Origin of the sequence: Roseateles subflavus (genome assembly GCF_030285365.1) — a bacterium.
Taxonomy (GTDB): Bacteria; Pseudomonadota; Gammaproteobacteria; order Burkholderiales; family Burkholderiaceae_C; genus Roseateles_B; species Roseateles_B subflavus.
On record NZ_JASVDS010000001.1, the window covers coordinates 648,710 to 660,024 of the forward strand.

At 68.1% G+C, this 11,315-nt stretch carries 10 protein-coding genes and 1 other RNA gene; 7 read left to right on the forward strand and 4 right to left on the reverse strand.

Translation table 11 applies throughout. The features are described 5' to 3' along the window. Positions 1 to 4: 4 nt before the first annotated feature. Positions 5 to 799 (reverse strand): exodeoxyribonuclease III, encoded by a 795-nt coding sequence (locus QRD43_RS03065; protein ID WP_285981001.1) that lies wholly within the window; start codon positions 797 to 799, stop codon positions 5 to 7. Between the two features lie 205 nt (positions 800 to 1,004). Between QRD43_RS03065 and QRD43_RS03070 the strand changes: the two genes are divergently transcribed. The 3 genes from QRD43_RS03070 (at position 1,005) to QRD43_RS03080 (ending at position 4,837) form a co-directional block, all read left to right on the forward strand. Beyond that, entirely contained in the window at positions 1,005 to 3,260 is a 2,256-nt protein-coding gene (locus QRD43_RS03070) for a TonB-dependent receptor (protein WP_285981002.1), read from the forward strand. Positions 3,261 to 3,404: 144 nt separating this feature from the next. Then, complete coding sequence (gene pyrE, locus QRD43_RS03075; protein WP_285981003.1) at positions 3,405 to 4,076, forward strand: orotate phosphoribosyltransferase; 672 nt, start codon at positions 3,405 to 3,407, stop codon at positions 4,074 to 4,076. A 20-nt stretch (positions 4,077 to 4,096) separates the two neighbouring features. Further along, the gene (locus QRD43_RS03080; protein WP_285981004.1) at positions 4,097 to 4,837 is read left to right on the forward strand and encodes a hypothetical protein; all 741 of its coding nucleotides are present in this window, start codon (positions 4,097 to 4,099) and stop codon (positions 4,835 to 4,837) included. Positions 4,838 to 4,952: 115 nt separating this feature from the next. Here the strand turns inward: QRD43_RS03080 and gatB are convergent, their stop codons facing one another. The 3 genes from gatB to gatC are packed head-to-tail and all read right to left on the reverse strand — an operon-like array spanning position 4,953 to position 8,196. Continuing rightward, positions 4,953 to 6,410 carry an Asp-tRNA(Asn)/Glu-tRNA(Gln) amidotransferase subunit GatB gene (gene gatB / locus QRD43_RS03085; RefSeq protein ID WP_285981005.1) on the reverse strand — a complete coding sequence of 486 codons (1,458 nt, stop codon included), beginning with the start codon at positions 6,408 to 6,410 and terminating at the stop codon, positions 4,953 to 4,955. 2 nt (positions 6,411 to 6,412) lie between these two features. Next, positions 6,413 to 7,900 (reverse strand): Asp-tRNA(Asn)/Glu-tRNA(Gln) amidotransferase subunit GatA, encoded by a 1,488-nt coding sequence (gene gatA, locus QRD43_RS03090; RefSeq protein WP_285981006.1) that lies wholly within the window; start codon positions 7,898 to 7,900, stop codon positions 6,413 to 6,415. Then, positions 7,897 to 8,196, reverse strand: a complete 300-nt coding sequence (gatC, locus tag QRD43_RS03095) for an Asp-tRNA(Asn)/Glu-tRNA(Gln) amidotransferase subunit GatC (protein ID WP_285981007.1) — start codon at positions 8,194 to 8,196, stop codon at positions 7,897 to 7,899. Before gatC ends, gatA begins: the two co-directional genes overlap by 4 nt. 364 nt (positions 8,197 to 8,560) lie before the next feature. Between gatC and QRD43_RS03100 the strand changes: the two genes are divergently transcribed. From QRD43_RS03100 to mreD, 4 genes are all read left to right on the forward strand, one after another. Continuing rightward, complete coding sequence (locus QRD43_RS03100) at positions 8,561 to 9,604, forward strand: rod shape-determining protein (RefSeq protein WP_183102363.1); 1,044 nt, start codon at positions 8,561 to 8,563, stop codon at positions 9,602 to 9,604. 49 nt (positions 9,605 to 9,653) lie between these two features. Next, a non-coding RNA gene (locus tag QRD43_RS03105) (sX9 sRNA) lies at positions 9,654 to 9,738 on the forward strand. Positions 9,739 to 9,759: 21 nt separating this feature from the next. After that, entirely contained in the window at positions 9,760 to 10,788 is a 1,029-nt protein-coding gene (gene mreC, locus QRD43_RS03110; protein ID WP_285981008.1) for a rod shape-determining protein MreC, read from the forward strand. Then, positions 10,785 to 11,306 carry a rod shape-determining protein MreD gene (gene mreD / locus QRD43_RS03115; protein ID WP_285981009.1) on the forward strand — a complete coding sequence of 174 codons (522 nt, stop codon included), beginning with the start codon at positions 10,785 to 10,787 and terminating at the stop codon, positions 11,304 to 11,306. Before mreC ends, mreD begins: the two co-directional genes overlap by 4 nt. Positions 11,307 to 11,315: the final 9 nt, after the last annotated feature.

The window sequence follows — 11,315 nt, forward strand, 5'->3', positions numbered from 1 at the left end:
GGGACTAGAGGACGAAGTCGTAGTCGATCGTCAGCGGCGCGTGGTCGCTGAACTTCTGGTCCTTGTAGATGGACTCGCGCTGCGCCAGGGCAGCGAGCTTGGGCGTGGCGAAGTGGTAGTCCAGGCGCCAGCCCACGTTCTTCGCGTAGGCCTGGCCGCGGTTGCTCCACCACGTGTAGCAGGCGTCGGTGGTGTCGGGCTGGAGCTGGCGGTAGACGTCCAACAGGCCGCCCTGCGCCGGGTCGATCAGCGTGGTGACCCAGGCGCGCTCCTCGGGCAGGAAGCCGCTGTTCTTGAGATTGCCCTTCCAGTTCTTGAGGTCGGCTTCCTTGTGGGCGATGTTGACGTCGCCCACGAGGATGAACTCGCGCTCGGCCTTCAGCGCCATCAGATGCGGGTAGATGGCGGCCAGGAAGCGGAACTTGGCCTGCTGGCGGTCCTCGCCGCTGGAGCCGCTGGGGAAGTAGCAGCTGATCAGGCTCAGCTTGCGGCCGGGCTTGTCGAAGCGCTTCTCGATGTAGCGGCCCTCGTCGTCGAACTCGGGCACGCCGATGCCGGTGATGATGTCGCTGGGCTCGTCGCGGGTGTAGAGGCCCACGCCGGAGTAGCCCTTCTTCTGGGCGTAGTGGAAGTGGCCCTTGAGGCCGGCCGGGCTGCAGAAGACCTGGTCCACATGCTCGTGCTGGGCTTTCACCTCCTGCACGCCCACGGCGTCGGCCTGCTGCTGGGGCAGCCAGTCGAAGAAGCCCTTGGTCGCGGCGGAGCGGATGCCATTCAGGTTGGCGGTGATGAAGCGCACGGTGGTTCCTCGTGGAGGGGTCGAATGTGCGCGAGTATCGCAGTGAGGCGGTGATGAACTGGTCTGATGCCGGTCCGCAACATCCTCGCGCCAAGGCGGTGCCGAGGCCATCGGAATGGTGACGCGGTGGCCCGAGACTTGCTAGATTGCTGGCACCCAAGCGCCAAACGTTTGCCGCTCGAATACCCGCATTAGGAGTTCCCCGATGAATCGCAAGCCCCTCATCCACCGCGCCCCGCTGGCGCTGGCCGTCACGCTGGCCCTGAGTGCCTGGTCCGCCCAGGCCCAGGACGCCACCAAGGAGGGCGAGGCCGCCCGTGCGGCAGGCCAGAACAAGCAGCTCGAGACGGTGGTGATCACCGCTGAGCGCCGCGTCGAGAACATCAAGGACGTGCCCAACGCCGTCACCGCCATCAGCGGCGAGAAGCTGGACGTGCTGAATTCCAGCGGCCAGGACGTGCGTTTCCTCTCCGGCCGTGTGCCCAGCCTGAACATCGAGTCTTCCTTCGGCCGTGCCTTCCCGCGCTTCTATATCCGCGGCTACGGCAACACCGATTTCCGCCTCAATGCCTCGCAGCCCGTGTCGCTGGTCTATGACGACGTGGTCCAGGAGAACCCCATCCTGAAGGGCTTCCCCGTCTTTGACGTGAAGTCCGTGGAAGTGCTGGCCGGCCCGCAGGGCACGCTGTTCGGCCGCAACACGCCCGCCGGCGTGGTGAAGTTCGAGTCGGTCAAGCCCTCGCAGAAGCGTGATGGCTACTTCAACATCTCCTATGGCACCTTCGGCACCATGAACGTCGAAGGCGCCGCCAACCTGCCGCTGGGCGGCGACTGGTCGGCCCGCGTCTCCGGCCAGGTCCAGCACCGCGACAACTGGGTCCACAACGCCAACCCCAAGGGCGCCACCCAGGACACCGAAGGCTACAACGACCGTGCCGTGCGCCTGCAGGCGCTCTACGAGCCGCACAAGCAGTTCAGTGCCCTGTTCAACGTGCACAACCGCGAGCTCAAGGGCAGCGCCCGCGTGTTCCGCGCCAGCATGATCAAGCCCGGCACCAACGACCTGGTGGACGGCTTCGATCCCAAGGTCAACTACACCGACGGCACCAACACCCAGACCCTGCATGCCACCGGTGGCAGCGCCCGCCTGAAGTGGGTGATGGAGGGCTTCAACATCCACTCGATCACGGCCATCGAGTCGGTGCAGCCCTTCAGCCGCGGTGACATCGACGGTGGCTATATCTACAAGGCCCCGCCGCCCTATGCCAACCAGGGCGAGGCGCTGTTCCCCTCCGAGTCCTCCAGCAGCATGTCGGGCCACCGCCAGCTGACACAGGAAGTGCGCCTGGAGTCCACCGCCGCCGGCCCGATGCGCTGGCAGGGTGGCGTCTACCTGTTCGATGAGCGCTACACCGCCATCAGCACCGACTACAGCAGCGCCACCACGCTGGCCACCGGCCATGTGGACACCCACCAGACCAACCGTGCCTATGCCTTCTTCGGCTCGGTGAACTACGACGTCGCCCCCGACCTGACCGTGCGCGGCGGCCTGCGCTACACCTCGGACAAGAAGGACCTGGACGTCACCAGCAGCTACGCCAACCTGAACACGTCCACCGGCACCACGGCCAGCACGAAGGACTCCAAGTGGAACTGGGACCTGTCCGGCACCTACAAGCTGAACAAGGAGACCAACCTCTACGCCCGTGTGGGCACGGGCTTCCGCGCATCGTCCATCCAGGGCGCCTCGCTCTTCGCCGGTCAGTCTCAGGCCACGCCCGAGAACGTCACCTCCTTCGAGGCGGGCGTGAAGTCGGAGTTCTGGGACCGCCGCGCCCGCCTGGCGGCCAATGCCTTCAAGTACCAGGTCAAGGACCTGCAGCTGACGGCCGTGGGGGGCACCAACAATGCCAACCGCCTGCTGAATGCCGCCAAGGCGGACGGCAACGGCTTCGAGCTGAACCTGGAGCTGCTGCCCACCGAGCAGCTGCTGCTGACCGTCGGCGCGAGCTACAACAACACCAAGATCAAGGATGCCAGCCTGTCCCTGCCCAAGTGCGGCAGCGGCTGCAACATGCTTGACCCGCTGGTGCCCGGCACCAACCGCTACAGCATCGACGGCAATCCCCTGCCCCAGGCGCCGAAGTGGGTGGCCAACCTGACCGCCCGCTACGCGATCCCGACGGCGGACGGCAACGAGTTCTACGTCTACACGGACTGGGCCTACCGCAGCAAGGTCAACTTCTTCCTGTATGAGGCGACCGAGTTCACCGGCAAGTCGCTGACTGAAGGCGGCCTGCGTGGCGGCTACATCTGGAACAACGGCAAGTACGAAGCGGCCGTCTTCGTGCGCAATGTCACCAACCAGGTGCGTGCCACCGGTGCCATCGACTTCAACAACCTGACGGGCTTCATCAACGACCCGCGCACCTACGGCGTGCAGTTCAAGGCCCTGTTCTGACGCGGCACTGATTCCCGCCCCGTCACCACCTGTTCCGGGGCGTGAAAAGGCCCGGCTCCCCCCTTGTTTCACGGGGCGGGGGGCCGGGCCTTCTGTCTGGGGCTCAATACAATGCTGGCCACCTCCAGACCGCCCGACCCCGTCATGACCACCCCGTCCACGCCCCTTGCCCAGGAATTCGTCGCCTTTGCCGTGGAGGCGGGCGTGCTGCGCTTCGGCGAGTTCAAGACCAAGGCGGGCCGCCTGAGCCCCTACTTCTTCAACGCCGGCCTCTTCAACGACGGCGCCCGGCTCGTCCGCCTGGCCGAGTTCTATGCCAAGACGCTGCTGGCTTCGGGCGTCGAGTTCGACATGATCTTCGGCCCGGCCTACAAGGGCATCACCCTGGCCGCCGCCGTCTCGATGGAGCTGGCGCGCCTCGGGCACAACAAGCCCTTCGCCTACAACCGCAAGGAAGCCAAGGACCACGGCGAGGGCGGTACGCTCGTCGGCGCGCCCGTGCAGGGCCGTGTGCTCATCATCGACGACGTCATCTCGGCAGGCACCTCGGTGCGCGAGTCCATCGCCATGATCCAGGCCGCCGGCGCCACGCCCTGCGGCGTCTCCATCGCGCTGGACCGCCAGGAGAAGGCCGCCGAGAACGGCGTCGAGCAACCCTGGTCCGCCGTCCAGTATGTCAACCGGCAGCTGCACTTGCCCGTCGTAGCCATTGCCGGCCTGTCCGACTTGCTGCAGTATCTGCACCACAACAGCTCGGCGGACATCGCTGCCCATGCCGCAGCCGTCCAGGCCTACCGAGATCGCTACGGAGTCTGATGCCCTCTCTGCGCTGCCCCATGTCGTTGAGGTCGAAGCCCTTCCTGCGTCTGTCACTGCCGGTGGCCGGCGGGATGCTGGGCGTTGCGCTGAGCCTTCTGGGGGCAGGTCTTGCCCAGGCGCAGAGCAAGGCCATCTACAGCTGCGTGGCCCCGGACGGCCGCCGGCTGACCTCCGACCGCCCGATCGCCGAGTGCGCCACCCGCGAGCAGAAGGTGCACAACCCGGACGGCTCGGTGAAGTCGCTGTTGCCGCCGTCGATGTCGCTCGAGGAGAAGGTGCTCCAGGAGCAGAAGGAGCGCAAGCTCGCGGCCGACCGCGCGGCGCAGCAGGACGCCGTGCGTCGGGACCGCAACCTGCTGATCCGCTACCGCAACGAGGCGGCCCACCGTGAAGGCCGCGAGGCAGCGCTGGACGACATCAACAAGGCCATGCAGGTCTCGGAGCGCCGCATCAAGGAGCTGGCCGTCGAGCGCAAGCCGCTGCAGGACGAGGCCGAGTTCTACAAGGGCAAGACGCTGCCGCCCAAGCTCAAGCAGCAGCTGGATGCCAACGATGCCTCGGCCGAGGCGCAGCGCGTGCTGATCGAGAACCAGAAGGCCGAGCTCGTGCGGGTGAACAAGCTCTTCGATGTCGAGCTGGTGCGCCTGAAGAAGCTCTGGGGCGGCGCGGCCCCCGGCAGCCTGGATGGCCCGGTGTCGGCAGCTGCCGCCGGCCAGCCCGGCAGCTCGCCGGTGCCCGCCTCCGCCACGAGCCGCTGAGGTCGCGGCGCCAGCCACTGGCCTCATGCCCCTCTGACGGGGCGCCCAGCAAAAAAGGCCGCTGTCTCCAGCGGCCTTTTGCTTGGGGGCCTGCGCCGGCCCGCCGGTGGGCGCGTCAGCCGCCCAGCTTCTTCTTCAGCAGCTCATTGACGAGGGCCGGGTTGGCCTTGCCCTTGGTCGCCTTCATGGCCTGGCCGACGAGGGCGTTGAAGGCCTTGTCCTTGCCGGCACGGAACTCGTCCACCGACTTCTGGTTGGCGGCCAGGACCTCATCGAGGATGCGCTCGATCTCGCCGGTGTCGTTGGACTGCTTCAGGTCCTTGGCGCTGATGATGGCGTCCACATCCGCACCGTCGCCGGCCCACAGGGCGTCGAAGACCTGCTTGGCGGAGTTGTTGGAGATCGTGCCGTCGCTGATGCGGCCGATGAGCGCCGCCAGCAGCGCCGGCTTCACCGGGGCGGCGTCGATCTCCAGCCCATCGCTGTTGAGGCGCTTGCTGATCTCACCCATCACCCAGTTGGCCACCAGCTTCGGGGCCGCCCCCGCGGCCTTGGCGGCCTCGTAGTAGCGGGCCGTGGCCAGGCTCTGGGTCATCATGGTGGCGTCGTACTCGGGCAGGCCGTCCGCCTCGATGAAGCGCTTCGCCATCACGCCGGGCAGCTCGGGCATCTCGCCGCGGACCTTCTCCACCCATTCCGGCGCGATCACCAGCGGCGGCAGATCGGGGTCCGGGAAGTAGCGGTAGTCGGCCGAGTCTTCCTTGGAGCGCATGGCGCGGGTCTCGCCCGTGTCCGGGTTGTAGAGCACCGTGGCCTGCTGGATCTTGAGGCCGTCCTCGATCTGGTCGATCTGCCAGTTCACCTCGAAGTTCACGGCGTCCACGAGGAAGCGGAAGCTGTTGAGGTTCTTGATCTCGCGGCGCGTGCCGAAAGGCTCGCCGGGCTTGCGCACCGAGACGTTGACGTCGCAGCGGAAGGAGCCTTCCTGCATGTTGCCGTCGCAGATGCCCAGCCACATCACGAGGGCGTGCAGCGTCTTGGCGTACTCGCAGGCCTCGGCGGCGGAGCGCATGTCGGGCTCGGAGACGATCTCCAGCAGCGGCGTGCCGGCGCGGTTCAGGTCGATGCCCGACTGGCCGTGGTAGTCCTCGTGCAGGCTCTTGCCGGCATCTTCCTCGAGGTGGGCGCGGGTCAGCTGGACGACCTTCTTCTCGTCACCGACGAAGAACTCCACCGTGCCGCCCTGCACCACCGGGATCTCGAACTGCGAGATCTGGTAGCCCTTGGGCAGGTCCGGGTAGAAGTAGTTCTTGCGGGCGAAGATGGACAGCGGCGCGACCTTCGCGCCCACGGCCAGGCCGAAGCGGATGGCGCGGTCGACGGCGGCGCGGTTGAGCACCGGCAGGGTGCCGGGCAGGGCCAGGTCCACGGGCGAGGCCTGGGTGTTGGGCTCGGCGCCGAAGGCGGTCGAGGAGCCGCTGAAGATCTTGGACTGGGTGGACAGCTGGACGTGGTTCTCCAGGCCGATCACCACCTCGTAGCCGCGCACCAGCTTGCTGTTGGGCTTGTTCATGCTCAGATTCCGTTCGGGGCACGGGTGTGCCAGTCGGTGGCCTGCTGCAGGGCGTGCGCGGTGTGCAGCAGCTGCCCTTCCTTGAAGTAGTTGCCGATCAGCTGCAGGCCGACGGGCATGCCGGCCTCGCCGAAGCCCACCGGCACGCTCATGCCGGGCAGGCCGGCCAGCGAGCCGGGCAGCGTGAAGATGTCGGCGAGGTAGGCCTTGACCGGATCGTCCGCGCCTTCGCCGGCTTTCCAGGCCACGCTCGGGGCGACCGGACCGGCGATGACGTCGCAGTGCTGGAAGGCCTGCTGGAAGTCGTCGGCGATCATGCGGCGCAGCTTCTGGGCCTGCAGGTAGTAGGCGTCGTAGTAGCCATGGCTCAGCACATAGGTGCCGATCATGATGCGGCGCTTGACCTCGGCACCGAAGCCTTCGGCACGGGTCTTCTTGTACATGTCCAGAAGATCCGTGTATTTGGCGGCACGATGACCGAACTTGACGCCATCAAAGCGGCTCAGATTCGAGCTGGCCTCGGCCGGGGCGATGATGTAGTACACCGGGATCGCCAGCTCGGTGCGGGGCAGGCTGACCTCGACCAGCGTGGCGCCGAGCTTCTCCAGCTCGGCCAGGCCCTGGCGCACGGCGCCGTCGACGTCGGCGGACAGCGCGGCCGGGAAGAACTCCTTCGGCAGGCCGATGCGCAGGCCCTTGAGCGGCTGTGCGGCCGTGGCGCCGTCGCGAGCGACCCGCATCTGCGCGTGGAAGTCCTGGGGCGGCTGGTTGATGCTCGTGGCGTCGCGCTCGTCAAAGCCGCTCATGGCGGACAGCAGCAGGGCGCAGTCCTCGGCGGAGCGGGCCATGGGGCCGGCCTGGTCGAGGCTGGAGGCGAAGGCGATCATGCCGTAGCGCGAGCACACGCCGTACGTCGGCTTGATGCCGGTGATGCCGGTGAAGCTGGCCGGCTGGCGGATGGAGCCGCCGGTGTCGGTGCCGGTGGTGGCGGGCACCAGGCGCGCCGCCACGGCCGTGGCCGAGCCGCCGGACGAGCCGCCCGGCACGCGGGTGCGGTCCCAGGGGTTCAGTGCGGGGCCGTAGGCGCTGTTCTCGTTGGCCGAGCCCATGGCGAACTCGTCGCAGTTGAGCTTGCCCAGCGAGAAGGTGCCGGCCGCGTTCAGGCGGGCCACGACGGTGGCGTCGAAGGGGCTGCGGTAGCCGGCCAGGATCTTGGAGCCGGCCGTGGTGGGCATGTCCGCGGTGACGTAGATGTCCTTGTGCGCGAGCGGGATGCCCACGAGCGGGCCGGCGTCGCCGGCCGCCAGGCGGCGGTCGGCCTCGGCGGCGCGGGTCAGGGCGCCGTCGGCGTCCACGTGCAGGAAGGCGCCCAGTTGCGACGCGCCGGTAACGCGTGCAAGAAGGTGTTGGGTGAGCTCGGTGGCGGAGAAGGCCTTGGCGCGCAGGCCCTGACCCAGTTCGGCCACGCCCATGTCGTGGAGAGACTTCATTCGATGACCTTGGGGACCAGGAACAGGCCGTCCTCGACGGCGGGAGCGCTGCGCTGGTTCAGCTCGCGCTGGTTGCTCTCGGTGACGGCGTCCTCGCGCAGGCGCAGCTGGACGTCCTGAACAGCGGAAAGCGGGGTGTAGAGCGGCTCGACGCCGCTGGTGTCCACCGCGCTCATCTGCTCGACGATCGAGAAAAAGCCATTGAGCTGGCCGAGCAAGGCGCCTTGCTCCGCCTCGGAAAGTTCGAGGCGGGCGAGGTGGGCGATGCGGCTCACGTCTTCCTGGGTCAGGGCCATGGGCGGGTCCGGGGTTTGTTGGAGGTCCTGCGCGGCGGGCCGCAAAAAGCGACGCCTCGCGCGATGCATTGCCGCTTACAGACTGCAAAAACAGCGGCTGTCAGGGGCTAGTCAGGGGTCTAAACAAAGGGGTGATCGAGTATTATCTCCGCTTATCTCCATGGTAACGGGGCTGCAGGGCCGCCAAGGCCCAGGCAGCCTCGTTGCACATGGTGCGAACACCCCCGTGCAGCCGCTGGCGCCCGTCGCTTCGGCTGCATTCGTTTGACGCCCGCCGCCCCTCCAGAGGCCCCTCTTGAGTTTTGCCAGTGCCGAGCCCGCGTGACCCCAGCCGCCGCCCGGCCTGAAGCCCCAGCCCCACACCATGTTTTCGTCCCTGCGCCGCTACTTCTCCACCGACCTGGCCATCGACCTCGGCACCGCCAACACGCTGATCTATGTGCGTGGCAAGGGCATCGTGCTGGATGAGCCCTCCGTCGTCGCCATCCGCCACGAAGGCGGCTCCAGCGGCAAGAAGACCATCCAGGCTGTCGGCCGCGAGGCCAAGGCCATGCTGGGCAAGGTGCCTGGCAACATCGAGGCGATCCGCCCGATGAAGGACGGCGTGATCGCCGACTTCGTCATCACCGAGCAGATGATCAAGCAGTTCATCAAGATGGTGCATGACACCAAGCTGCTGCGCCCGTCTCCCTGCATCATCATCTGCGTGCCCTGCGGCTCGACCCAGGTGGAAAAGCGCGCGATCCGTGACGCCGCCCTGGGCGCCGGCGCCTCGCGCGTGGAACTGATCGAGGAACCCATGGCCGCGGCCATCGGTGCCGGCCTGCCGGTCTCGGAAGCCTCGGGCTCCATGGTCATCGACATCGGCGGCGGCACCACGGAGGTCGGCGTGATCTCCCTGGGCGGCATGGTCTACAAGGGCTCGGTCCGCGTCGGCGGCGACAAGTTCGACGAAGCCATCATCAACTACATCCGCCGCAACTACGGCATGCTGATCGGCGAGCCCACCGCGGAAGCCATCAAGAAGCAGATCGGCTCGGCCTTCCCCGGCTCCGAGGTCAAGGAGATGGAAGTCAAGGGCCGCAACCTCAGCGAGGGCGTGCCGCGCAGCTTCACCATCTCGTCCAACGAGATCCTGGAAGCCCTGACCGACCCGCTGAACCAGATCGTCTCGGCCGTGAAGAACGCGCTGGAGCAGACGCCGCCCGAGCTGGGCGCCGACATCGCCGAGCGCGGCATGATGCTGACCGGCGGTGGCGCCCTGCTGCGTGATCTCGACCGTCTGCTGGCTGAGGAAACCGGCCTGCCGGTGCTCGTGGCCGAAGACCCGCTGACCTGCGTGGTGCGCGGGTGCGGGATGGCGCTGGAGCACATGGAACGCCTCGGCTCCATCTTCGCTTCGGAGTGAGGCCTGCTGCGCGGCCGCCATGCGTCCTTGGGCGGTGCTCGGGATCCTCACGTACCTGCAGTACGTTCCGGTCCCTGCGCTCCGTCCGCCTAGCCTGGCGCCCGCTCGCGACGGCCCGATACACCGTGATGGCCTGACCCACTAGTTCGCACGCCATGCCCTTCGGCACCCTGGAGCGCAATGCGCCGCCGCTGTTCCGCCAAGGCCCCTCGGCCTTGACGCGGCTGCTGCTGTGCGCGGCCTTCGCCATCTTCCTGATGGTGCTGGATGCCCGCTTCAAGGTGGCGCAGCCGGCGCGCACGGCCGTGGCGCTGGTGCTGAGCCCGGCGCAGCGCCTGCTGCTGTCGCCCGTGGATGCCTGGGAGAACCTGGGTGACTACCTGCGCGGCATGAAGCGCGCGATGGAGGCCGAGGACCTCGCCCGGCGGCAGCTGGTGGCGCAGGCCGAGCGCCTGTCCCGCGCGCAGCAGCTCCAGGCGGAGAACCAGCGCCTGCGCGAGCTGCTCAAGATGCAGCAGGCGCAGGCCGTGAGCTCGGTGGCGGCCGAGGTGCTCTACGAGGCGCCGGACCCCTACTCCCGCCGCGTCAGCATCGACCGCGGCAGCCGGCACGGCGTGCACCTGAGCTCCCCCGTCATCACCGAGGCCGGCGTGCTGGGGCAGGTCACCCGCGTCTACACGTTCTCGTCCGAGGTGACCCTCATCACCGACAAGGACGCCGCCATTCCCGTGCTCAACACCCGCACCCAGCAGCGCGGCGTGGCCTTCGGCGGCGAGCGCGGCCTCGAGCTGCGCTTCACCGCGGCCAATGCCGACATCCAGGCGGGCGACATGCTCTCCACCTCGGGCCTGGACGGCATCTACCCGCCCGGTCTGCCGGTGGCCAAGGTGGCGCAGGTCGAGCGCCGCGGTGACACCAGCTTCGCCCGCGTGAGTCTGCTGGCCACGGTGCCGGTGGACAGCGTGCGCCACGTGCTGGTCCTGGCGCCCCTGGCCGTTCATGAGGCGGCCCGCACCGAGGCCGCCGAGGCCGCGGCCAAGGAAGCGCAGGCCCTGGCCGAGCGCAAGGCGCAGGCCAAGGCCGAGGCCAAGCAGCGTGCGGCCGAGCAGAAGGCCGCCAAGGAGGCCGCCAAGGAGGCGGCGAAGGACACGGCCAAGGACAGCAAGGGAGGATCGCCGCGATGATCATGCCGCGCGCCGCCAGCCAGCTGCTGCTGCCGGCCAACCCCCTCTTCATCGCCTTCAGCCTGCTGGTGGCCCTGCTGCTGGACATGGTGCCGCTCGGCCGTCAGGCGGCGATGCCGGACTTTCTGTCCATCGTGCTGGTGTTCTGGAACGTGCATCAGCCGCGCCGGGTCAACGTCGGCTGGGCCTTCCTCTTCGGCCTGCTGGTGGATGTGCACCACGGCGCGCTGCTGGGTCAGCACGCCCTGGCCTACAGCGGCCTGAGCTTCGGCGCCGTCGCGCTTCACCGCCGCCTGCCCTGGTTCACCCGGTGGGGGCAGGCCTTGCATGTGCTGCCGCTGTTCGCGCTGGCCCATGCGGTGTCACTGGTGGTGCGCCTGGCCGTGGGCGGCATGTGGCCGGGCTGGCCGCTGCTGCTGGCGCCGTTCATCGAGGCCCTGCTGTGGCCGCTGGCCAGCTGGATCCTGCTGGCCCCGCAGCGCCGTCCGCCGGACCGCGACGACCACCGCCCGCTGTGAGGCGGCTCT